The 23823-nt window shown below is 57.9% G+C and carries 23 protein-coding genes; 5 read left to right on the forward strand and 18 right to left on the reverse strand.

What is annotated here, in order from left to right:
• Window positions 1-67: 67 nt before the first annotated feature.
• Window positions 68-433 carry a terminase gene (locus ACA079_RS22990; RefSeq protein WP_497701049.1) on the forward strand — a complete coding sequence of 122 codons (366 nt, stop codon included), beginning with the start codon at window positions 68-70 and terminating at the stop codon, window positions 431-433.
• Here ACA079_RS22990 and ACA079_RS22995 read toward each other — a convergent pair whose 3' ends face one another.
• From ACA079_RS22995 to ACA079_RS23005, 3 genes are all read right to left on the reverse strand, one after another.
• On the reverse strand, window positions 434-1231 hold the full coding sequence (locus ACA079_RS22995) for an acyl-CoA thioesterase (RefSeq protein ID WP_497701050.1): 798 nt from the start codon (window positions 1229-1231) through the stop codon (window positions 434-436).
• Between the two features lie 267 nt (window positions 1232-1498).
• Window positions 1499-2257, reverse strand: coding sequence for a CHAD domain-containing protein (locus ACA079_RS23000; protein ID WP_497701051.1), 759 nt, complete (start codon window positions 2255-2257; stop codon window positions 1499-1501).
• 89 nt (window positions 2258-2346) lie between these two features.
• The gene (locus ACA079_RS23005) at window positions 2347-2625 is read right to left on the reverse strand and encodes a hypothetical protein (protein WP_046047942.1); all 279 of its coding nucleotides are present in this window, start codon (window positions 2623-2625) and stop codon (window positions 2347-2349) included.
• Window positions 2626-2847: 222 nt separating this feature from the next.
• On the opposite strand from ACA079_RS23005, the gene ACA079_RS23010 reads away from it, so the two are divergent.
• Window positions 2848-3888 (forward strand): patatin-like phospholipase family protein, encoded by a 1041-nt coding sequence (locus ACA079_RS23010; protein ID WP_033055757.1) that lies wholly within the window; start codon window positions 2848-2850, stop codon window positions 3886-3888.
• 114 nt (window positions 3889-4002) lie between these two features.
• On the opposite strand, the gene ACA079_RS23015 is transcribed toward ACA079_RS23010, so the two are convergent.
• From ACA079_RS23015 to kdpF, 6 genes are all read right to left on the reverse strand, one after another.
• Window positions 4003-4701 (reverse strand): response regulator, encoded by a 699-nt coding sequence (locus tag ACA079_RS23015; protein ID WP_497701052.1) that lies wholly within the window; start codon window positions 4699-4701, stop codon window positions 4003-4005.
• Window positions 4702-4769: 68 nt separating this feature from the next.
• Window positions 4770-7415, reverse strand: a complete 2646-nt coding sequence (locus ACA079_RS23020) for a DUF4118 domain-containing protein (RefSeq protein WP_497701053.1) — start codon at window positions 7413-7415, stop codon at window positions 4770-4772.
• 155 nt (window positions 7416-7570) lie between these two features.
• Complete coding sequence (kdpC, locus tag ACA079_RS23025; RefSeq protein WP_497701054.1) at window positions 7571-8116, reverse strand: potassium-transporting ATPase subunit KdpC; 546 nt, start codon at window positions 8114-8116, stop codon at window positions 7571-7573.
• A 226-nt stretch (window positions 8117-8342) separates the two neighbouring features.
• Window positions 8343-10400, reverse strand: coding sequence for a potassium-transporting ATPase subunit KdpB (gene kdpB, locus ACA079_RS23030; protein WP_497701055.1), 2058 nt, complete (start codon window positions 10398-10400; stop codon window positions 8343-8345).
• A gap of 10 nt (window positions 10401-10410) precedes the next feature.
• A complete protein-coding gene (kdpA, locus tag ACA079_RS23035) occupies window positions 10411-12105 on the reverse strand; it encodes a potassium-transporting ATPase subunit KdpA (protein ID WP_497701056.1) in 1695 nt (564 codons plus the stop codon).
• Between the two features lie 8 nt (window positions 12106-12113).
• Window positions 12114-12203, reverse strand: a complete 90-nt coding sequence (gene kdpF / locus ACA079_RS23040; RefSeq protein ID WP_007899818.1) for a K(+)-transporting ATPase subunit F — start codon at window positions 12201-12203, stop codon at window positions 12114-12116.
• Between the two features lie 405 nt (window positions 12204-12608).
• Between kdpF and eat the strand changes: the two genes are divergently transcribed.
• Together eat and ACA079_RS23050 are read left to right on the forward strand one after the other, a co-directional pair.
• A complete protein-coding gene (eat, locus tag ACA079_RS23045) occupies window positions 12609-13973 on the forward strand; it encodes an ethanolamine permease (RefSeq protein ID WP_033055766.1) in 1365 nt (454 codons plus the stop codon).
• A gap of 124 nt (window positions 13974-14097) precedes the next feature.
• A complete protein-coding gene (locus ACA079_RS23050; RefSeq protein ID WP_130210886.1) occupies window positions 14098-14265 on the forward strand; it encodes a DUF2897 family protein in 168 nt (55 codons plus the stop codon).
• A gap of 91 nt (window positions 14266-14356) precedes the next feature.
• On the opposite strand, the gene ACA079_RS23055 is transcribed toward ACA079_RS23050, so the two are convergent.
• Together ACA079_RS23055 and ACA079_RS23060 are read right to left on the reverse strand one after the other, a co-directional pair.
• Window positions 14357-15208, reverse strand: coding sequence for an urea carboxylase-associated family protein (locus tag ACA079_RS23055; RefSeq protein WP_497701057.1), 852 nt, complete (start codon window positions 15206-15208; stop codon window positions 14357-14359).
• A gap of 15 nt (window positions 15209-15223) precedes the next feature.
• Window positions 15224-15877, reverse strand: a complete 654-nt coding sequence (locus ACA079_RS23060) for a GntR family transcriptional regulator (protein WP_497701058.1) — start codon at window positions 15875-15877, stop codon at window positions 15224-15226.
• A 176-nt stretch (window positions 15878-16053) separates the two neighbouring features.
• Here ACA079_RS23060 and ACA079_RS23065 point away from each other — a divergent pair, with 176 nt between their 5' ends.
• A complete protein-coding gene (locus tag ACA079_RS23065; protein WP_497701059.1) occupies window positions 16054-16611 on the forward strand; it encodes a TetR/AcrR family transcriptional regulator in 558 nt (185 codons plus the stop codon).
• Here the strand turns inward: ACA079_RS23065 and fabF are convergent.
• The 7 genes from fabF to ACA079_RS23100 all read right to left on the reverse strand — a co-directional run bounded on the left by fabF (window position 16608) and on the right by ACA079_RS23100 (window position 23324).
• Window positions 16608-17882 carry a beta-ketoacyl-ACP synthase II gene (gene fabF / locus ACA079_RS23070; RefSeq protein ID WP_497701060.1) on the reverse strand — a complete coding sequence of 425 codons (1275 nt, stop codon included), beginning with the start codon at window positions 17880-17882 and terminating at the stop codon, window positions 16608-16610. The genes ACA079_RS23065 and fabF overlap by 4 nt on opposite strands.
• A gap of 32 nt (window positions 17883-17914) precedes the next feature.
• Window positions 17915-18709, reverse strand: coding sequence for an SDR family NAD(P)-dependent oxidoreductase (locus tag ACA079_RS23075; RefSeq protein ID WP_497701061.1), 795 nt, complete (start codon window positions 18707-18709; stop codon window positions 17915-17917).
• Between the two features lie 205 nt (window positions 18710-18914).
• Window positions 18915-19250 (reverse strand): ComEA family DNA-binding protein, encoded by a 336-nt coding sequence (locus ACA079_RS23080; RefSeq protein WP_129442477.1) that lies wholly within the window; start codon window positions 19248-19250, stop codon window positions 18915-18917.
• Window positions 19251-19484: 234 nt separating this feature from the next.
• Complete coding sequence (locus ACA079_RS23085; RefSeq protein ID WP_497701062.1) at window positions 19485-21263, reverse strand: DUF2142 domain-containing protein; 1779 nt, start codon at window positions 21261-21263, stop codon at window positions 19485-19487.
• 21 nt (window positions 21264-21284) lie between these two features.
• The gene (locus ACA079_RS23090; RefSeq protein WP_497701063.1) at window positions 21285-21626 is read right to left on the reverse strand and encodes a DMT family transporter; all 342 of its coding nucleotides are present in this window, start codon (window positions 21624-21626) and stop codon (window positions 21285-21287) included.
• Window positions 21623-22333: a class I SAM-dependent methyltransferase gene (locus ACA079_RS23095; protein WP_497701064.1), complete on the reverse strand. Its 711-nt coding sequence runs from the start codon at window positions 22331-22333 to the stop codon at window positions 21623-21625. The genes ACA079_RS23090 and ACA079_RS23095 overlap by 4 nt, the downstream gene beginning before the upstream one ends.
• Window position 22334: 1 nt before the next feature.
• The gene (locus tag ACA079_RS23100; protein WP_497701065.1) at window positions 22335-23324 is read right to left on the reverse strand and encodes a glycosyltransferase family 2 protein; all 990 of its coding nucleotides are present in this window, start codon (window positions 23322-23324) and stop codon (window positions 22335-22337) included.
• Window positions 23325-23823 lie beyond the last annotated feature (499 nt).

Genomic DNA, 23823 nt, shown 5'->3' on the forward strand with positions numbered 1-23823 from the left:
ATTCGCCGACTGGTTTGCTCCGGCCTATTCTTTGTTCAAGAGCCTCAACGAACCAAGGATTACCATCATGGGCAAACGTCACCCCAACCTCCCCGCCTGGCAATGGCGAGCGTACCCCAACAATCACCAGCACCCGACCAATCTGGTGCTGCACCTGATTGCCGTGCCGCTGTTCATCGTGGCGTTTCTGCTGATTGTCTCGGGTGTGTTCAGTCTGAGCTTCGCCAATGTCGCGATTGGCGTCATCGGCCTGCTCGCCGCCCTCGGCTTGCAACGCCACGGTCACAGCCTGGAGGTGCAAGCCTCCGAGCCATTCAGTGATCGCAAAGATGCCGTGTCGCGCTTGCTGGTCGAGCAGTTTCTGACCTTCCCACGGTTCTTCCTGAGCGGCGGCTGGTGGCGCGCCTGGCGTGAGCGCCACCGTCGACACTGATCAGGCGAAAATCGTCACCGTCTGCCGGCTCATGGCAATCAACTGACCGTGCGCGTTCCACAGCTTCGCGGCCGCATGGCCGTAGCCGTCATCGGCATGTTCGGTTTCAACCAGGTATTTGCACCAGTCCAGCGTGCTCAGTTCCAGCAATGGCTGGACGAATTCGATGGTCCAGGTCAGCGTGCTGCCCATCGCCGGTTTACTCAGGTGCGGCATCAGGGCCGGTGGCCAGGCGTCGACCAGCGCCAAAATATGCGCTTCGCTGACCGCTTCTTCCTTCACGTCCCCACGCAAGCGCACCCAGCCGCCCATCTCGCGGGATTTGTTGCCCGTGAACGGCAGACCGCCAACGCTCCAGCGCATCGCCAGATGCTGCATGAACTCCGGGAGTACGCCTTTGATGAACGGCAGTTCCTGACAATCGTCCCAGTGCTTCATCTCGGGTGCCGGTTCGGCGATCACCGCCACTTCCGACGCTCGCGAGGCGCCGAAGCTGCCCTGGACCAACGTCACCACTTGGCCGTTTTGCATTGCCCGACCCAGCACCTGGCTGACAGCCTTCCCTTCGCGCAACACATCGACTTCAAAGCTGACCGGCACTTCAGGCTCGACCGGGCCGACAAAGGTGATCGCCAACGAGCGCACCGGACGATCCGCCGGGACTTTCGCGCGCATGGCTTCGTACTGCAAGGCGGCCACCAGGCCACCGAAACTGGCACGCCCCTGAGCCCATTTGGCCGGGATAGACAGCTCCAGCGGCTGGCTGCGGACAGCGTCGAGCAGATCGGAAAAACGCATGGAAACCTCGGTGCGGGAAAAGGATGAAGGGATCTTAACCAGCCTGTGGGGATGGCACAGCGCTTATTCCGGCCAAAAGAACTGACAGATGAGCCGGATAGAGCCGCCGCCCTTTGTAGCAGCTGCCGAAGGCTGCGTTCGGCTGCGTAGCAGTCGCTAATCCGGTTATCTCGGTATACCTGTAAACCGCATTGGCAGGCTTTACGACTGCTGCGCAGCCGAACGCAGCCTTCGGCAGCTGCTACATAGATCGGTCTTATGGTGGTTTCAGGATTTGAAGCAAGCGGCGCTGAGTTTGTCGAGGACGCGGTCGGCGCGGCCTTCGGCTTTGGCCATGGCGGTTTTCCAGGCCACGACGCAGGGCTGCAAATCGGCTTCCTGTTCGGCCCTGACCAGCCATTGCCAGCAGTCGTGCCAATCGCCCAAGGCACCTTGCGCGGACTTCAAGCGCGGCATTGCCGCTTTCGGCAGTCGATCCAGTTCGGGATAGGCTTCGATGCCGTAACGCACACGCTTGATCAGCAGGCGCAAACGGTGGCGATCATGCGCCGGATCGTGCAGGGCTTTGTCGAGTTTTTTCCACTGCTTGGCCAAACGTTTTTCGATGCGCTGGCGCAAGCCCTTGAGCAAGCCCTGACGCTGGGAGGCCCGCAGAAAACGCGGAAAGGCGTCGAGGATCATCAGCAACTGCGCCACTTCAGGACTCGTCGCGACCGCTGGGTAAGCTTCGGCCATCTGCGCCATACGCCGATGGGCAGCCTCGGGTTGATCATGCTCGAGCAGGTACGCCGCCAGCACTTCGCGATCGCGCAACGGCGTGGTCAGGTCGCCGACCCGGGACGCCGCTGCTTCCAGCTGTTCGACCCCGGGCAAGCCGCGCAATGGCCGCAGCAAACTGCGCAAACGGCGAACCGTGGTACGCAGATCGTGCAGCGCTTCAGGGTCGGTGCGGGCACTCAAGCGTGCCTGACAGGCCAGCAAACGGACTTCCAGGCCCAGGACATGAGCCACCAACCGGTTAATCATGGGGGTTTACTCCGTAAACAGCTGCAAGCCGCCAGCCGAAATCCGGGGCGACCGACTTATTGCTTGCAGCTTAGAGCTTAGAGCTGCTTTCAGCGCCCCGCGCGCGATTCACGAATATAAAAACGCGCCTTCTCGGCCTTCTTGGCGCAGCCTTCGAACCCTTCAAATTGCTGCTGAGTCTTGGCCGCCGTCAACAGCGACAGGGCCTTGGAGTAGCTGACGGTCCCGGCGAAACCTTCGGCCTTGGCCAGATCCAGTTCATGCCACGCCGCATCAAGCCCGCTACCGCAGCTGTCACGGTAGGCGGTTTTTCCGGCACATCCGGCGAGTGCCAGGGCAATCAAAGGCACACAGATCCAGGCTTTCATTAATCACACCTCAAAAATAGGTAAACAGTCGTGCAGGTAAGACGGTCTGGCGCGTGAAAAGTGCCTTGGCCCCGCCTCGGAAACTCTAGCGCTCGCGAGAATACCCATCTGCCGCCAAAGAGTGTCGAAAAAACGACGCCCTCGCCTCGCGGAACGACCTTAGCGATTGAAGCGCGCCCCTCGATAGGTGCATTGTTAAACCTTGTCAGACGAGGGCGATTCATGAAAAAGCGTGTCGCGCTGGTGCTGGGCTCAGGTGGGGCCCGGGGCTACGCCCATATCGGGGTCATTGAAGAGATCGAACGGCGTGGCTACGACATCGCCTGCATTGCCGGTTGTTCCATGGGCGCGGTGGTTGGCGGGATCTATGCAGCCGGTAAACTAGATGAATATCGCAACTGGATCGAAAGCCTCGATTACCTCGATGTTTTGCGCCTGGTGGACGTCAGTTTTCGTCTGGGTGCGATTCGCGGGGAGAAGGTTTTCGGGCAGATCCGCAAGATCGTCGGCGAGATCAATATTGAAGACTTGCGCATCCCTTACACGGCGGTCGCCACCGACCTGACCAACCAACAGGAAATCTGGTTTCAGGAAGGCTGCCTGCACCAGGCCATGCGCGCCTCGGCGGCGATTCCCAGCCTGTTCACCCCGGTGATGCAGGGCAACCGCATGCTGGTCGACGGCGGCATCCTCAACCCTTTGCCGATCGTACCGGTGGTGTCGAGTCATTGCGACCTGATCATCGCGGTCAACCTCAACTCCACCAACCAGCGCCACTATCAACTGCCGGTGATCCAGCGCCCGGCGGCGTTCAAGACCCGCTTCGACAGCCTGATCAGCTCGCTCGGTTCAAAATTGCCCTTCCGCCGCAAACAGGCGGAACAATTGCTGCTGCTGGAAAAGGAAGCGTTGATGGCAGAAGCGGCCGAGATCAACCCGTGGATCGAATCCGCCGAACCCGAAGCCCAGCAACCGGCAGCCGCCCCTGAACGCGACGGCGCGCCGAAGTCCGCCACCGGCTCGTTCATCATCGACAACGTCGGCCCGGCGTCTTTGCTGGACCTGATCAACCAGAGTTTCGAGGTGATGCAAACCTCATTGGCGCAGTACAAGATCGCCGGTTATCCGCCGGATATTTTGATCAACGTGCCGAAACGAGTGTGCCGGTTTTTCGAGTTTTACAAGGCGCCGGAATTGATCGCGCTGGGGCGGGAGATTGCCCGGGATACGCTGGATCGGTATGAGAATGAACGGGATTCCTGAGATTCTCGAGTGAATGAAAAGGCCTCATCGCGAGCAAGCTCGCTCCCACATTGAAATGCGATCAAATGTGGGAGCGAGCTTGCTCGCGATGGGGCCGGATCATTCAACACAAAACTAAAGGCTGCCCTCACTCAACAACCGATACCCGACCCCCGCCTCAGTCACGATAAACCGCGGCTGAGTCGGATCATCCGCCAGTTTCTGCCGCAAGTGCCCGACCACAATCCGCAAATAGTGAGTGTCCTCGGTATGGGTCGGCCCCCAAATATCCTTGAGCAATTGCTGCTGGGTGATGACCCGCCCCGGATGCCGCGCCAGTTGCGCCAGTACCGCGTATTCCTTGCGGGTCAGCGCGACTTCGGTGCCGTCGAGCAACACCCGGCGATAAGCCAGATCGACAGTCAACGGGCCGAACGTCAGCGCCGCTTGCTGAGCTTCTCCCGCCGGAGCCTGACGCAACAAGGCACGCACCCGCGCAAGAAACTCCTGAATGCCAAACGGCTTGGTTACATAGTCGTTGGCGCCGTTGTCGAGCGCTTCGACTTTCTGCCCCTCACTGGCGCGCACCGAGAGCACCAGCACCGGCACCGTCGACCACTCGCGAAACTCGCGCAGCACTTGCTGGCCGTCCATGTCCGGCAGGCCGAGGTCGAGTACCAGCAGGTCCGGTTTATTCAGGGCGGCCTGGGCCAGGCCCTCGGTGCCGGTGCCGGCCTCCAGCACTTTGTAGCCCTGGGAAACAAGGCTGATGCGCAGGAATTTGCGGATCTGCGGTTCGTCGTCGATGACCAAAATGGTCGCGGTCTGGCTCATGAATTCACATCAACACAATGAAGTGGCAAGAGAGTAGCGCAAGCGCGATCAGGCTTCACTTTCGGCTCTTAATTTTCAAAGGCCGGCTGAGCCTGCAACGGCAGGTGCAAGGTGATGCAGGTGCCGCGCCCTTCGATGCCATCGGCGACACTGATCCGCCCGCCGTGAGCACCGACCATGCCCTGACAGATCGCCAGCCCCAGACCGGTCCCCTGGCCGCCACGATCACCGCGCGCGGCGGTGTAGAACATGTCGAAAATCTTCGCACGCTCTTCCTGCGGAATCCCCGGCCCTTCATCGCTCACAGAAAAAAACAGCTCGCTGTCGTCGGCTCCGGCGCGCAATTGCAAGCGACCGTGAGACGGTGAAAACCGCGCGGCGTTTTCCAGCACGTTGACCAGCGCCTGTTCGATCAGCGCGGCGTGGACGTACAGCAGCGGCAATTCCGGCGGCACTTCGGTGGTCACCTGCAACGGCGCCAGCACGGCGCGCAGACGATTGAGCGAACTGCCGACGATGTCGGCCGGCGACACCCAGTCCCGCGCCAGCTTCAGGGCGCCGTGCCCGAGGCGGGTCATGTCCAGCAGGTTTTGAATGTAGCGATCGAGGCGCTCGGCTTCATCGCGAGTGCCTTCGAGCAGTTCGCGGCGATCCTCCAGCGGGATCGCTTCACCGAGGGCCAACAGGCTGTCGATGCTGCCGCGCATGGAGGTCAGCGGCGTGCGCAAATCATGGGACACCGAGGCCAGCAAGGCACTGCGCAGTTGCTCGGTTTCGCCATGCAACCGGGCGGCTTCGAGGTCTTCGGCCAATTGCGCCCGGGCCAACGCCTGGGCCAGCGGCTGGCTCAACGCGGTCAATAAACGCCGACGCTGACCGCTCAAGGTCTGGCCCTCTTTGGCACACACACCGAGCAATGCCAGCGGCCCTTCTTCCACCGACAACGGCCACCACCACCAACGCCCGAACGGCAGCGTGCCGGTGCCCGCGCCTGCCGGTTGATCGTGTTGCCAGGCCCAATCGGCGGCAGCGCGCTCGGCTTCGGAAAACTCCTGCGGGCCACCGGTTTCGACTTTCCAGCCGCCCTGCCCGTCTTGATTGAGCAGGCACAGTTGCAGATCATTCCAGCCGTTGAGGTGCTGGGCTGCTGCGCTGACCACCGCTTGGCGGTCGGTGGCGGCAGTGAGTTTTCGCGACAGGTCGAGCAGTTCGGTGGTCTCTTCCTGAGTGTCGCGCAGCGCCTGCAATTGCCGCCGTTGCCGGGCCGCGAGGTTACCAGTGAGCGCTGCCATCAGCAGGAAGAACAGCAAGGTCAGCACGTCTTCTTCGCGCTGGATGCTGAAGGAGAAATTCGGCGGGATGAACAGAAAGTCGTAGGTCAGAAACGACAACGCCGCACAGGCCAGCGCCGGGCCGAGGCTGCTGCGCACCGCCACCAGCAACACGGCGGCGAGGAACACCAGCGAGATATTGGGCAGCGGCAAGACACTTGCCACCGCCCAGGCCAACGCACTGGCGAGCACCGTCGCCACCAGCGCCAGCGCGTAGTCGAACCACACCAGTGCCTGCGCCGAACGCTGACGCGGCTGATGCTGTTCGTGATCGCTGTCGAGGACGTTGATTTCCAGCCCGCGCGCATCGCGCAGCAAACGCGACGCCAGTCCGCCGCCGAACAACCGTCGACGCAAACGCTGCCGGGACTGACCGACCAACACCAGACTCGCGCGGCGTTCGGCGGCGTGCTGGATCAAGGTTTTTGCCACTTCGCCGGCGCGCAACAGCACCACTTCACCACCGAGGCGTTCGGCCAATTGCTGGGCACTTTGCAGACGCAGGCGCGACTGCTCGTCACGCACACTGCCGTTGTCCACATGAACCAGGCTCCACGGCAAATGCCGACGCTGAGCGACGCGACTGGCGTGACGCACCAGACGCTCGGCCTGTGCATCGCCATCGACGCCGACCAACAGGCGACCGCGTATCGCCGGCGCCGCTTGGCCGAGCTGGCGATAGCCCTGGGCCAAATCATCATCGACCTGAGCGGCGGCGGTTTGCATCGCCAGTTCCCGCAGGGCCGTGAGGTTGGTCTGGGTGAAGAAAGCGTCGATGGCCGCCCTCGCCTGCTCCGGCACGTAGACCTTGCCATCGCGTAGACGCTCAAGCAGCTCGCGCGGCGGCAGGTCGATCAGCAGCAGTTCATAGGCTTCTTGCAGCACCCAGTCCGGCAGGGTTTCGCGGACCTGCACACCGGTGATGCCGCGCACTTTGTCGTTAAGACTTTCCAGGTGCTGGACGTTGACCGTGGTGAACACGTCGATGCCTGCTGCGAGCAGTTCCCGAATGTCTTGCCAGCGTTTGGTGTGGCGACTACCGGGCGCGTTGCTGTGGGCCAGTTCGTCCACCAGCACCAGTTTCGGTTTGGCTGCGAGCAGGCCATCGAGGTCCATTTCTTCGAGCATCACGCCACGGTATTCCGAGCGCACCAACGGCTGCTGCGGCAAGCCGCCGAGCAGCGCTTCGGTCTCGGCGCGACCGTGGGTTTCGACCACGCCGGCAATGACTTTTACGCCCTGGCGCAATTGAGTGTGGGCCGCTTGCAGCATGGCGTAGGTCTTGCCGACACCGGGTGCGGCGCCGAGAAAAACCTTGAGCCGGCCACGGCCATCGCGGGGCAGGTCTGCTAACAGCGCGTCGGCGCGGCCGGAGTCACTCATGGTTGAAGCTCACTTTATTCAGATGTTGATGTGGTGATTTTTCTGCCGCCATCGTCGGATCGCCGCCCGGAGCAAGCTCGCTCCCACATGGGATTTGTGGGCGCTGAAGATCCCCTGTGGGAGCGAGCTTGCTCGCGATTAGCGGCGCCACCGATTTACAGGTTTTCCAGCGCCATATTCAGCGCCAACACGTTCACCACCGGCGGCCCCACCAATGGCTGCTCGATGTGCGCATCCATCAATTGTTGAAGGGTCGCCACCGGCAGATTGCGCGCCGCTGCAACACGCGCCAGTTGATAGGCAATCGCGGCCGGTGGCAAGTGTGGATCGAGGCCGCTGCCGGAGGTGGTAACCATCGCCAATGGCACCGGACCCTGGCCCGGCACCAGCAGCTTGTTGGCATCGTCGATCACCCGAGTGGCCAGGGCCGGGTTGCTCGGCGAAAGGTTGCTGGCACTGCTCGACACGGTGGCAAATGCACCGGCCGATGGCCGTGGATGGAACCAGGCGTCGCCGACGAAATCCTGGGCGATCAGCGAGGAACCGCGGACCTTGCCATCGGCATCGTGGACCAGACTGCCATTGGCTTGATCGGGGAATGCGACCTGGGCGACGCCGGTGACGACCAGTGGATAGGCGACGCCGGTGATCAGGGTCATCAGGACCAGTAGGCTTAGGGCCGGGCGTATCATTGTGGACATTTCAGAATCCTCGAAATTGGGGAGTTTAAAACTGTGGTGTGTCATGGAGATCCACCCCTCACCCCAGCCCTCTCCCCAAGGGGCGAGGGGGAAAGGGGGCCGATCTTTGTGCTGTTCAAAACCTGAGTTCGACTCGGTTTTTCAGGTCGATGTAGCTCCAAGAACACCTCGATCAGTCCCCTCTACCCCTTGGGGAGAGGGTTAGGGTGAGGGGGCGATCTCAAGGTCAAACCAAATGCAGCGCAGTGAGCAGCATGTCGATCGCCTTAATCCCCACAAACGGCACCAATATCCCGCCCAATCCATAGATCAACAGATTGCGTCGCAACAACGCCGCCGCACTCGCCGCCTGCACGCGCACGCCGCGCAATGCCAGCGGAATCAGCACCACGATGATCAAGGCGTTGAACACAATCGCCGAGAGAATCGCGCTCTGCGGACTGCTCAGGTGCATGACGTTCAGCACGCCCAGTTGCGGATAAATTGAGGCGAACAGCGCCGGCAGGATCGCGAAGTATTTGGCCACGTCGTTGGCGATGGAAAAGGTCGTCAGCGCACCGCGGGTCACCAGCAATTCCTTGCCGATCTGCACCACGTCCAGCAGTTTGGTCGGATCGCTGTCGAGGTCGACCATGTTCGCCGCCTCGCGCGCCGCTTGCGTCCCGTCGTTCATCGCCATACCCACGTCCGCCTGAGCCAGGGCCGGGGCGTCGTTGGCGCCGTCACCGCACATGGCGACCAGACGACCGTCGTTCTGCTCGTGACGAATGCGCGCCAGTTTTTTCTCTGGAGTGGCTTCAGCCAGCACGTCATCGACGCCCGCTTCGGCCGCAATCGCTGCAGCGGTCAGCGGGTTGTCGCCGGTCACCATGACCGTGCGAATCCCCAGTTTGCGCAGCTCGGCGAATCGCTCGCGGATGCCGGGTTTGACCACGTCCTTGAGGTGGATCGCGCCGAGCAATTTACCGTCGGCACAGACCAGCAACGGGGTGCCGCCGCTCTGGGCGATCTTGTCGATTTCCCGGGACAGCGGCGCGGCCAGATCGGCACGTTTCAGGCCAACGAAGGCCAGCAACGAATCCACCGCGCCTTTGCGATACACACGGCCCTGATAGTCGACACCGGACAGCCGTGTTTCGGCGCTGAACGGAACAGCGGTCAACACGTCAGCGGAAGGCTCGGGTTGCGGCTGAGTACCGCGCAGGTACTCAACGATGGATTTACCTTCAGCCGTGTCATCGGCCAACGAGGCGAACAATGCGCCCTCGGCGAGCTCCCTGGCAGTGACGCCAGGCGCCGCGTAAACCGCGGTGCAACGACGGTTACCGAAGGTGATGGTGCCGGTCTTGTCCAGCAGCAGGACGTGTACGTCCCCCGCCGCTTCCACGGCGCGACCGGATTTGGCGATCACATTCAGGCGCACCAGACGGTCCATCCCGGCGATACCGATGGCCGACAACAGACCGCCAATGGTGGTCGGAATCAGCGTGACCAATAACGCCACCAGGAACACCAGCGGCAGACTGCCGTTGGCGAAGTGGGCGAACGGCTGCAGGGTAACGACCACCAGCAGGAAGATCAGGGTCAGGCCGATCAGCAGGATGTCGAGCGCCACTTCGTTCGGGGTTTTCTGGCGTTTGGCGCCTTCGACCAGGGCGATCATGCGATCGAGTGTCGACTCACCCGGGTTGGCGGTGATCCGCACCAGCAGCCAGTCGGAGACCAGCCGGGTGTTGCCGGTAACGGCCGAACGGTCGCCGCCGGATTCGCGAATCACCGGCGCGGATTCACCGGTAATCGCCGCTTCGTTGACCGCTGCGATACCTTCGATCACCTCGCCGTCACCGGGGATCATTTCCCCCGCTTCAACGCGGACCACATCACCCTTGCGCAGGCTGGTGGCCGGCACCACTTGAAAGGCGCCGTTGCTGGTTTTGCGCCGGGCACTCAAACCTTCGCTACCGGCCTTGAGGCTGTCGGCGCGGGCCTTGCCGCGACCTTCGGCCAGGGCTTCGGCGAAGTTGGCGAACAGCACGGTGAACCACAACCACAAGGCGATTTGCGCGGCGACAAAGGTCGGCACGCTGCTGTCGGGAATGAAGCACAGCACGGTGGTCAGGATCGCGGTCAGTTCGACCACCAGCATCACCGGCGCGCGTTGCAATTGCCGAGGGTCGAGCTTGACGAAGGCTTGCACCAGCGCCGGACGCCAGAGGGCCGAGATCGCGGTTTTCGGTTGCTCCGGCGCCTTGACGGTGGCGGCTTTAGTTACGGGCATATTCATCATTCAATCCTCAGAAGCCCATGCTCAAATGTTCAGCAATAGGACCCAGCGCCAATGTCGGCAGGAAGGTCAAACCACCCACCAGCAAAATGGTCACGGTCAGCAAGGTCACGAACAGCGGGCCATGGGTCGGGAAGCTGTTCTGACCGATCGGTGCGGTTTTCTTCATCGCCAGGCTGCCGGCCAAAGCCAGTACCGGAAGGATGTAACCGAAGCGACCGATCAACATGCCAAGGCCCAGCATCAGGTTGTGGAACGCGGTGTTGGCACCGAAGCCACCGAACGCCGAGCCGTTGTTGGCGCTGGCCGAGGTGTAGGCGTACAGCAACTGGCTGAAACCGTGGGCACCGGGGTTACTCACCGCCGCGACCGGGCCGGGCAGACTCGCGGCAATCGCACCGAGTACCAGCACACCGACCGGCATGACCAGCAAGGTCACGACCAGCAACTGGACTTCCTTCGCCTGCAGTTTCTTGCCGAGGTATTCCGGGGTGCGGCCGATCATCAGGCCGGCGAGGAACACCGCGATCAACACGTTCAGCAACATGCCGTAAAGCCCGGCACCGACGCCGCCGAAGATCACTTCGCCGACCATCATGTTGACCAGCGCGACCATGCCGCTCAGCGGGTTGAGGCTGTCGTGCATGCCGTTGACCGAACCGTTGGACGCCGCGGTGGTGGTCACCGACCAAAGCACCGTGGCGGTCGTGCCGAAGCGAGCTTCCTTGCCTTCCAGCGGTGCGGTCTGTTCGACGGCGACATTGTTCAGGGTCGGGTTCGGCTGGTATTCAGCCCACAGCGACGTCGCGCCGCCGATGAGGAACAGCGCCAGCATGCAGGCGATGATCGCGCGGCTCTGACGCAGGTCTTTCACGTAATGGCCGAAGGTGAACACCAGCGCCACCGGGATCAGAATGATCGAGCCGACTTCGAACAGGTTGCTCCACGCCGTCGGGTTCTCGAACGGGTGCGCCGAGTTGACACCGAAGAAGCCACCGCCGTTGGTGCCCAGTTGCTTGATCGCAATCTGGCTAGCGGCCGGGCCGAGCGGAATCACCTGATCGACGCCTTGCATGGTCACGGCATTCACGTACTGCGCGAAGGTTTGCGGCACGCCCTGCCAGACCAGATACAGCGCCAGCAGCAGGCACAGCGGCAGCAAGCCGTAGAGGGTGGCGCGAGTCATGTCCACCCAGAAGTTGCCGAGGGTCTTGGTCGACTTGCGACCAATACCGCGACACAAGGCAACCAGGACGGCGAGGCCGGTGGCGGCGCTGACGAAGTTCTGCACGGTGAGGCCGACCATCTGACTCAGGTAGCTGAGCGACGCTTCACCGCTGTAGGCCTGCCAGTTGGTGTTGGTCATGAAGCTGATGGCGGTGTTGAACGCCAGCGTCCACTCCTGACCCGGCAGGTTTTGCGGGTTCAGCGGCAAGTGGTCCTGAAACAACAGAATCGCGAACAACAGCAAAAAACCCGCGAGATTGAAGGCGAGCAATGCCAGGGTGTATTTCTGCCAGCTCTGCTCGGCCTGCGGATCGACGCCGGCCACCCGATAACACCCGCGTTCAACCGGTCCGAGAATCGGCGAAAGCCAGGTGCGCTGACCTTCCATCACCTTGTAGTAGAAACGCCCCAGAAACGGTGCCGGAATCAGCACCAGGGCGAAGAAGGCGAGGATCAGCCAATAGTCATAACTGTGCATAGCCGCTCCTAGTTCCGGTCCGCGCGCAACAGCGCAACCAACAGATAAATGAACAGCCCCACTGCCAGTAGCAGTGACACCCCGTCCAGAACGCTCATGGAAGTTCTCCGTGTTACGGCGTATTGCCGCGTGTGGAGTCATTGTCGTAAGGAAGGCTGTAAAGGAACGAGATCGAGGGGTATGGCGGGGCATAAAGAAAGCGTAAAGAGTGGGTTTATGCCGGCGTTACAGCGGTGTCTGGGCGGGCGCCATCGCGAGCAAGCTCGCTCCCACAGGGGATCAGTGTTGTTTGGGCGAACGCATTCCAAATGTGGGAGCGAGCTTGCTCGCGATGGCGGCATAACAGACACCACTGCCCCCAACTGGCGCACAAAAAATGGTCATTCGGCGGCAAACATCCCCGATACGACGTCTTTCTGCACTTTACGACCGCCTTCGCAACACTGGCACGCCCACTGCAAACGCCCTCCCCCGAGCTTTCCAAACCGTTCAGGGAGCAACGCATGAACACACAACTCAAACCCACGCTGGGCACGCTGCACCTGTGGGGCATTGCGGTCGGGCTGGTGATTTCCGGTGAATACTTCGGCTGGAGTTACGGCTGGGGTGTGGCAGGCACACTCGGTTTTCTGGTGACGTCCTTCATGGTCGCCACCATGTACACCTGCTTCATCTTCAGTTTCACCGAGCTGACCACGGCGATTCCCCATGCCGGCGGTCCCTTTGCCTACAGCCGCCGCGCCTTTGGCGAGAAAGGCGGACTGATCGCGGGGCTGGCGACACTGATTGAATTTGTCTTCGCCCCGCCGGCTATTGCCTTGGCAATCGGTGCCTACCTCAACGTGCAGTTTCCTGCCCTCGACCCGAAACACGCCGCGGTTGGTGCCTACATCGTGTTCATGGGCCTGAACATCCTCGGGGTGAAACTGGCGGCGACCTTCGAACTGGTGGTCTGCGTTCTCGCAGTGGCCGAACTGTTGGTGTTCATGGGCGTGGTCGCCCCGGCGTTCAGCTTCAGTAACTTCGCGCTGAACGGCTGGGCCGGTTCCGATGTGTTTGGCGCGCCGGCGATTGCCGGGATGTTCGCGGCGATTCCCTTCGCGATCTGGTTTTTCCTGGCCATCGAAGGCGCCGCCATGGCCGCCGAAGAAGCCAAGGATCCGAAACGCACCATTCCGAAGGCCTACATCAGCGGCATTCTGACGTTGGTTTTGCTGGCGATGGGCGTGATGTTCTTTGCCGGCGGCGTCGGTGACTGGCGCACCCTGTCGAACATCAACGACCCGCTGCCGCAAGCGATGAAAACCGTGGTTGGAGAAAGTTCGGGCTGGCTGCACATGCTGGTGTGGATCGGCCTGTTCGGCCTGGTGGCGAGTTTCCACGGAATCATCCTCGGCTACTCGCGGCAGTTCTTCGCCCTCGCCCGGGCCGGTTATCTGCCGGCGTCCCTGGCCAAGTTGTCACGTTTTCAGACTCCGCACCGGGCAATCATCGCCGGTGGCGTGATCGGCATTGCCGCGATTTATAGCGATGGTTTGATCAACCTGGGCGGCATGACGCTGACGGCGGCGATGATCACGATGGCGGTATTCGGGGCGATCGTGATGTACATCATGAGCATGCTCAGCCTGTTCAAACTGCGCAAAACCGAACCGAATCTGGAACGCACCTTTCGCGCGCCGTGCTATCCGCTGGTGCCGTTCATTGCACTGGTGCTGGCGGTGGTCTGCCTGGTGGCGATGGCCTGGTTCAACACATTGATCGGGTTGATCTTCCTGGGCTTCATGGCGGTGGGGTTCGTGTACTTCATGCTCACGGCGCAACTGCGTGCCGATGCGCCGGCGGACGCGATGCTGACCGGGCTCTAAACAGGCGAAGTGCGGCTGTCAGAACAGGCATAGAATGGAACCACTGCGAAAATTAATCGCTCAAAGTGGTATGCACGATCGATTGGCAAAACCCGCCAATCGGCCTGCCCTCAAGGAGAGCCCTATGCCCTGGTATGCCTGGTTGATTCTGATCGTTGCAATTGGCTCGATCGTTGGTGGTTTGATGATGTTGCGTGACACCGCCAACAAGGTCGATCTGACCGAAGAGCAACGCAAACGCGTCGCTGAACGCAACGCGGAAGCGGACGCCAAGGATGCGCAGGACCGCTAGATCAAAAGATCGCAGCCTTCGGCAGCTCCTACAGGGTTTCGCGCCAAGCACGACCAATGTAGGAGCTGCCGAAGGCTGCGATCTTTTCGCTTTATTTCTCCCAATCTGCCTTGGCGATGTGCAAGCCATGCAGACCTTTGTATGCCGCGCGTTCCGGCTGGCTCCAGCCCTCAAGCAACGACTCCTCCAACCGATAAATCTCTACCCCGAGCGGACGACACACGCTTAGCGGGTCCTGCGCATCCGGTCCCCACATGGCCAGCGACAGATCGCCGCCCGGGCAGGTCGAGAGTGCGCAGAGCAGATCGATTTCGGCAAAAAACTCCAGGTAATCGCCCTTCTGCGCCGGACAGGCTTTCATGAAGTACATGTCGTCGTGGTTCAGGCCCGTGCACTGGAAAATGTTCAGCACATCATGCACGTCAAATTCGGTCAGCCCATGAGGCAGCACCGCGCGGGTCAGGTTCGAGTGGCAGTGATGATGGAAATCTTCGCCGGTGAGCATTTTGTTCACATAAGGGTCGCAGCGGGTGCCGAGCAAATCGTGCAAGCGACCACCATGTTCGTCGATGCCGTAACCGGCCAGGCTGTCATCGGTGATGGTCACCAGCGGCCGCAAAAAAGGCAGGTTCGACCAGAGCCGATCATGGGTGCTGACGTGAGCGCCCTGTAATTGCCGGGTCCGTGCCGCCCACAAACGCTCCCGTGGATCGTTGGCATTCCAGACGTTGAAATCCCCGACTTGCGGGCCGACGGGCGTGGTCACGCGAAACACATGCCCGGCAGGCACTTTCCAGGCGCGACCGGTGCGGATCGGCACCTCGAACTCCTCGATCAGCGTACGCCCCTCCTTCGCATCGCGAATCCGCTCGTAAAAGGCTTTATCCACCTGCAAGGCGGAGCCTTTGCTGACTTGATAGGCTGCCGGATAGTCTTTGTACATGGCACGAATCCTCGATCAGTGATGGGAAACTGGGGCAAGCATTTGCAACAAGAGGTTTTCGGAATCGTCGAGATACAGGCTCATGGCGTCCTCGGCCGCGCGTTTGTCGCCCTCGGCCAACAACTCGTGGATCTGCCGGTCGCGCGCCAGCCAGGGCGCCTGAAAACTTGATTCGTCGGGGGCGGTGCAGAACACCAGGCGCAATTGCGCGACGACGTTGGTGAAGAACTCGTCGAACAACGGACTGCGCAGCAATCCGACGATGTGTTGATGAAAGGCCAGGCTGTGGGTGCCGACGGCGCGCCAGTCTTCGCGCTCCCGGGCAAGCTCGGTGGCTTCCAGGGCTTCGAGCATCCGGTCGGATTGATAGTCGCGCAGCGGCTGACTCGCGCTGATGGCCTGCAGCTCCAGGGTGCGCCTGACCTTGAACAGATCCCGCACGTCCTCGACGCCTAGCCTGCGCACCATCACACCCTTATTGCGCACATAACGGGTCAGACCTTCCTGCCCCAGACGATGCAGCGCTTCGCGAATGGTATTGCGGGATGCGTTGTAGGCAGACACCAGATCGTTTTCCACCAACGCCATGCCGGGCAGTAAACGGCCGCCAATGATGTCGGCGCGCAACTCAAGTGTGATGTGGTCGGCCAGGGACAATCCGCTGTTCATACTCATTGCCTCATGATTGTTCAACAATCGTCAGCTAATGAGTAATCACTATTCGTGCCACCTGTTGATACAACGTTCTACCAAGATCGACGCATCTGCATGCTTTTTAGAAGTAGAAGTACAATCACCATCCCATTTTCATTGGTTAATATGGCGCATTGTTGCGGAGATCCCCGATGCGTTACTCGCAGGACCATAAAGCCCAGACCCACCAACGCATCATCAAGGAAGCGTCAGCACGCTTTCGCCGCGATGGCATTGGCGCGACAGGTCTGCAACCGCTGATGAAAGCACTGGGCCTGACTCACGGTGGCTTCTACTCGCATTTCAAGTCCAAAGACGAACTGGTGGAAAAGGCTTTGCAAGCCGCGGGCGAGCAGGTCGATGTGATTTGCGCCGAGCTCTTCGCTCAGGATCGTCCGCTGGAAGCGTTCATCGACACCTATTTGTCCGAATGGCACCAGACTTCACCCGATGAGGGTTGCCCGTTGCCGACCATGTCATCGGAACTCGGCCTGCGCGGGCAGCAAAGCCCGACCACTGACGTGGTGCTCAACGCTCGGCTCGCACAAGTGCGAGGCACCCTTGAAGGCGACAACGCCGCCGACGACAGCGTCGTCATCATGTCGACGCTGGTCGGAGCTTTACTGCTGTCACGCAGTGTCGAGAATCCCGAGCTGGCTCAGCGGATTCTCGACGTGACTCGCGCCTATCTCAAACAGACCCGGGACTAACCCTCCCAACGCTTGAACAGCACGCTGGCATTCACCCCACCAAACCCGAAGCCGTTGGACAGCGCATATTCGATAGCCATCGGCCGCGCCTGGCCGTGGACGATGTCCACGCCTTGGGCGGCGGGATCCGGGTTATCAAAGTTGAGGGTGGCTGGCACGACCTGATCGCGAATTGCCAACAGCGTGAAGATCGCCTCGATACCGCCCGCTGCGCCGAGCAAATGCCCGGTGGCAGACTTGGTCGACGTCACCGCAATTTTGTTTTCAGTGCCAAACAACGCCTTGATGGCGGCCAACTCTCCCAGGTCCCCGACCGGTGTCGAGGTTGCATGAGCATTGAGATGCTGCACCTGCGCGGGCGAAATGCCTGCCTGGGCCAATGCCAGCGACATCGCCCGTTGCGCACCGCTGCCATCCTCGGGACCCGCCGTCAGGTGATAGGCGTCGGCGCTGGTGCCGTAACCGACCAGTTCCGCCAGCGGTTGAGCGCCACGGGCCAAGGCATGTTCCAGGGATTCAATCACCAGAAGGCCAGCGCCCTCCCCCATGACGAAGCCATCGCGGTCACTGTCGAACGGCCGCGAGGCACGCTCCGGGGTGTCGTTGTAACCACTGGACAAGGCGCGAGCAGCGGCAAACCCGGCGAGACTGACGCGATCGATCGCCGCTTCAGCGCCGCCACATACCGCGATGTCTGCCTCGCCACAACGAATCAGCCGCGCCGCATCACCAATCGCTTGCACCCCGGCGGCGCAAGCTGTCACCGGCGCACCCAATGGACCCTTGAAACCGTGCTGGATCGACACATGACCCGCGGCGAGGTTGACCAGGAATGAAGGAATGGTGAACGGCGACAGACGTCGCGGCCCACGGCTGTCCGTGGTGCGCACCGCATCGGCTATCGCACCGAAACCACCCACGCCGGAACCGATAATGGTTGCCGTACGCTCCTGGGCATTGGCGTCCGCCGCTTGCCATCCGGCCTGCTCCAGCGCCTGACGCGCCGCTTCCATGGCGAACATAATGAAGCGGTCCATCTTCTTCTGCTCTTTGGGCGCCGTCGCCCGGTCCGGGTCAAACCCCGCCTCGGGATCGTCCTCTAGCGTCGGCACTGCACCACCGACCTTGGCCGGCAAATCGGCAACCACCTCGTCCGGCAAATTGCGTAACCCGGAACGCCCGGCCAACAGACGCGACCAAACGGCTTCGACGCCAGAACCCAATGGAGACACCAGGCCCATGCCCGTTACAACTACTCGACGATCACTCATACCGCAAATACCTCAAGCCGATTCATGACGCCTCACGTGTAACGCGCGGCGGCCTTACTTTTGGAAAGATTCGGCGCCAATACATGACGCGCCGCAATGAAGGCATCCCAGTCGGCCGCATCCGGCAACGAAGGAATGGTGATCAACTCACCCTGGTCCAGACCCGACAACGCTGCATCGACCATATCATCGGCTTCCATGACCATATCCGCCGGAATCTGGGTAGCGTCGATACCGGAGCGCTCCCAGATTTCGGTACGTGTTACGCCTGGCAACACGGCCTGCACCTTGACTCCGGTGCCATCCAATTCGGCGTTCAACGACTGAGTCAGACTTAACACATATGCCTTGCTGGCGGTGTAAGTTGCGTTGAAGCGCTCGGGAAACAACGCCACCACTGACCCAATATTGATGATCGTCCCCCGGCCCGCCTTGGCAAAACTGGCGGCGGCTGCCGACGCTAGCCGCGTGACCGTCGTAACGTTCAATTGAATCAAACGTTCCAGCTGATCCATGTCTGAGTTAGCCAACAACCCCTCGGACGCGACACCGGCATTATTCAGCAACAGGCTGATACTCGAATCGCTGCGAAGACGCTGTTCAAGCTTCAGCACATCATCCTTTTGCGTCAGATCCGCCTTCAGCACCTCGACCTGAACGCCATGTTCGGCGCGCAACTTGCTCGCCGCTGCTTCCAGTCGCTCTTGATCACGGGCGACCAACAACAAATCAAAACCACGCGCCGCCAACCGCTCGGCGTAAATCGCACCGATACCGGAAGAAGCACCGGTGACGAGGGCCGTACCTTGGGACTGGACAGAGTTCATGACTGTGCTCCTGGGAGATGCCTAAGGGAAAGACAAGCGCCTGAGACTCAGAACGCTTGGCGGAAACCAATTTATTATAGGCATAATCTTAGCTGTATATGATAGCCGTAATTTTTCCCATATCGACGAAAGGCGCACCATCTCAGCGTTCGCCAGAAAGCAAAAAGGCCGATCAATGACCGGCCCCTGGCGCTGACGTATAAGTTTAGTTCACCTCAAGCTTCTCGCGATTCTTATCCAGAATGGCTTTACCGATTCCCTTCACTTCGAGCAACTCGTCCACGGACGCAAACGGCCCATTACTCTCACGATAGGTAACAATCGCCTTGGCCTTGGCCTCGCCCACACCGGACAACTCGCGCTGAAGGGTTGGTGCATCGGCCTGATTCAGATCGACCTTGCCGGACTGTGCCTTGGGAGAAACCTCCAGCACCAAGGGTGCGTTGCCAGCCTCGGGCTTGGCCGTCGGCGCAGCAATGGCAGCAATAGAGGCGCTGGTGAGCAGGGCAAAAACCAGAGAGTAGAAATAGCCAGTACGCATAAATGAAGCTCCATGACATCGATTGAGAAAGCAGCTTTTCCGAAGCTGCCTTCTAAACTTAGGCGATGTCTGGAGTCTGTCAAAAATGTGTCCGTTACAGGATGTGAAACACTCGCACTGTGCCCAAGTGCGTCAGTTTTGAATCGGAGAGTGGAGTCAGTTTTGAATCAGTACTGACAGCTCCCCCTCATCCGAGCGCTTATCAGCGCTGCAAAGGTAGCCAGTCGACAGCGATTATTGTTGCGGACAGCCTAACGTTGGGATTGTCCTTCCATCTACGTACTCGTAAATTATGCAAGTATTAGCATCCGCAGATTGCGCTCGACCCTCCCAAACACTGACACCGCTGCCTGCTACCGAGATAATCTCACCTGTGGTGTAGCGCTTCCGGTCGAGGTCGAAGTAACGATACTGATTGTCAGCGAGATCAGACAAAACAAAGCGTTGTGAAAGTACTGCACCATCAACTGCTGATAAACGTAGCTCTGCTTCTCCCGGGTTTTGTCTGACGTATGTGGCGAACATCACACCAATACGCTTCAAAGCCAAGGGGTCGCCCAGGTGCTTTTGGGAGAATCTGAGCTTGATTGATTTATCTATCGTCAACGATGGGCTTACTTGTATTTGCGTTTGAGTAGCGACTGGCTGCCTACTTACAACGTAATACCTGTCCAGCAGTGCGAAGGCAGTGCTGTACGTAGAAACCAAAAATATTAAAACTACACCCGTAACCCCAGCAACCGAGAACAACGAACGATTTAAATTTTCACCGCCCCCCAAAGCATATGCAAATAAAAGAGCCGAAATCAAAAAATAGCGCCCCTGAATACCTTGGATAATCGTCGCTGGATGTGCATTCCAAGTCACCAGTAGCGCAAAAAAAACAAACAAAGCCGAAATCAGCGCACAAGCCGCCAATAACGCCCGTGCAGTCCATTCTATACTAAGACGTTTAAATGATATCGAGCATATCAAAACACAAAAAAGTAGAACATACAGCCGAGAATATACCTCTGTCGAAAGCGGCGTATCGAGCCAACCCAGCACACCCAAGAAAGAGTTTACATAAGACATACCGAATGCAGAAATCGTTGCACTTAAAACCTCAAAAAAAGACAAGGGATGCAACAAATAAAATTTAACTATACCTGAGGTTGAAAACCCGGTAACAACCCTCATATCAACGGTCGTTTTAACTGCCAAGACTAACCAAGCGAGTACACAAAATAATACGACCGCACCTGCAATCAGCCCTTTCTTATTTTTTGCGTACAAACCAGTTGCAAACAGCAATCCTATCAATGGCAATAAATGGACTCTGCTGGATGCCAATAAAAAAACACAAAGGGCCAACCCATACAGAAGTCTAGCGCTGGACTTTTCCCCTTCTCTGGCGAGCCGCATAAACATTGATATAGCCAGGACTGCAAGTGCAGTCGATATCACATCAAGACTGGCCGACGCCATCTGAAACAGACTCATCGGAATCAATAAGAATGCCAAGACCAACGGTGAAGGCGAATACAAACGAAAGGCTATAAATATAAGAATCGACGCCATTAGCAACGCACTGAATCGCGCCAGTCTATAGGATGCGTGAACCGACGCACCCAAAACTTCACCGACCTTCAACCCAATTGCTTGAGGTAGATAAACAATTGGCAGGTAATATCCCGTGCCAGGTGCCGAGCTAAATTCCCTCTGTCCTGTCCATAGAATAGAATTTGCTTCCGCCATCTCGTCAGCGGACAACTTTCTGTCCGGTTTACCAATTAATCCGTTGTAATAATTTATATAAGAGATCAGCCCTATATCAATCATCCCGCCGGACGATTGCCTCTCGGGAGAGTCTAAAATAATCTGCCCCTCTGCCAACAGATAAGCACGCTTAATATGGTCATACTCATCAGGAGATTGAAAAGGGGGAATAAGCGTAGAAAAAATCAAATAGATAGCAAACAGAATAAAAGCAAACAACGGCCAATTTTTATTTGAAGCCATTTCTATATCCAAACCCATATCCTCCTTCAATTACTATGCCCTCACTGCGACAAAAATCCCGAACACTATAAATATAACCCCGACAAAATACTGAAGTTGAAAGCGCTCACCAAAAACAAAATGACTACCTATTGGCACCAAGACAAAAGCTAATGCCATTAACGGGTAAACCCTACCCAAGTCAATTCTTTGCAATACCCAAACCCATGCTATCGACGTTATACCGTAGAGACACATTGCCGCAAATAATGCGACCATAACCTTTAGATTAAAAAAAGTCCCCGCCTGAGCAAGTGCGAGCGAGCTTGTCTTGAAAAGAATCTGTCCGATCGCCAATCCCAGCACACACAAAATGGCGACGACATAGATAATCACTGACCATCTTCCTGTTTATTTACAACAGCGTGAAAGGCAAAGAACAAATTCAAATCAATTGAGGCTACGGGGAACGGCCACCAACTCTCAGTAGAACCGGGGAAATAGTGCCTAAGAAGAGCAATAAGGTTATTGCATGAATTGACATGCTCCCTTGCCATTACATAATCATATGCAATCCCTTGGGCAATTGCGTTTTTTCTTGGCCCCAAGTGCCGCCCCAAACGCCATGCCATTCCTGGATCAGTCGGTATGAGTATGGATAAAACCCCACCCTGCTTAAGCACTCGACGCCATTCTTTTAACACTAAATGTGGTTGATAAATGTGCTCCAAAACATGAACAGCCACAATCCGATCAAAGGTATTGTTCGGATAGTTCAGTTCACTTCCGGCCTGAGTTTCAAACGATACTTTTTCGTCATACTTCCCTGCCAATTTTTCCTTGGCTCGCTCTAGCGTCGTAGCGTCTAGATCGGAGAGTATGTATTGATCAAACGTATGCCGAACGAATGGAAAATGTTCGCCTGTACCGGCCCCAATTTCCAGCACTCGACAAAAATGCCTTGTCCCGCCGAATTTTTTCTCTGTCAGCTTATGGCTGGCGCGCATGACGATTGACTGTAACGGACTGGCATAATTCGAGTCATCATACACATCGGCAAACTTTTCCCGATATTCTGTCCACGCTTTGTCTTCTTCTTGCATTTTAAGCTCTCTTCTTGCCTGACTTGACAAATCGTTTGAGACGGTGAAAAGGCCTATGAGGAACGGAATTTATATCGTGCCCCAAAAAAGCCAGTACAAGTTGCAGCCCAACAATGACAGGAAGCGCGGAAAGCATTACCGTGCCAGATGACGTTTGCAACCCCATACTTACAGACCACATCCACTGATAAAACCCAAACAAAATACCAAACGACAACAAAACCACACCAACAGGAAGCTCGATCGAAGCCAGCGACATGTCTCTTAAGTAATAACTGTAAAAAATCCTCTTGAAGAAATTTCTTACGTGCTTTACAAAAAACTCCCCCATTATTCTTGATATTTTTAGACCGCTCACCTCTTCACCATACTTTGCATCCATCGGAACATCGATGACAACTGCACGTAGAATATTGAGACGAAACAAGATATCCGTTTCAAAAAAATAACGACGACTGATTTTTGAGAATGGCAAGTGCCGAGCCGCATCGCTGTGTATTGCCGTATACCCATTGGTTGGATCGAATAAATTCCAGTAGCCAGAGGAGAACTTGGTCATAAATGACAACACCGCGTTGCCAAACAATCTCGGCTTGGGCATTGCACGTAGCTCCTCCAGATCGAAGAAACGATTACCCTTTGTATAATCTGCCTCACCAATGACGATCGGCGTGATGAAGTCCAGGATCAGCCCCGGATCCATCTGGCCATCACCATCAATTTTAACAATGATATCCATACCTTCTTCAATGGCAGCTTTGTAGCCACTCATTACTGCGCCACCAACGCCTTGATTTTCCGTATGCCGGATCACACTAACACGTGAGTCGTGACAAGACGCGTCAACAAAATCGCCTGAACCATCGGGACAACAATCATCCACCACATAGATCCGATCGACCTCCGGACCGATCTTTTCAATGACCGACAGTATATGCTTGCACACCTTATAACTAGGTATAACTACTGCAACGGTTAAATTCAAATTCATTGTGCATCCATTCTTCAAAAATTCGAAGCAGATATGTTTTTAATTACACAGCCTCCGCACCTCTAAAAAACAACGAACTTGAAGGGCGCAGTCTTTTATTCCACGACATGAGAAGGGATTCAAGAGAGTGTCGTGATTAATGCCATAAACTGAAGCCAGCATAGTGAATGACCCGATTATTTTATCGGCGAAAATACCACAAATAGTTTGTCCTTTGGCTACTGAAGCAAAAAAATCCCAAAAGCCATCTTTTCAGCGTTCTTGCAATCTCTTTACAGGCCGCATGCGGAGTCGGTGGCCGATTACGAAGCGCTACTGCCATGGAACTGCTCGCCAGAGATGCCACGGTAAACGAGGCGGTTGTCTTACGGTAGGTGTGGTTCATGGATCGGATACGTTCTTTTCGTCTTCTTCAATAAGCAATGCAAGCGCGTGAAGATTTTTAGTGGGGGCGAAGTGGCGTCTGCCTATTGCTCTAGCATCTCGAGTCAGAGCAATT

Source organism: Pseudomonas sp. LBUM1645 (assembly GCF_059716185.1).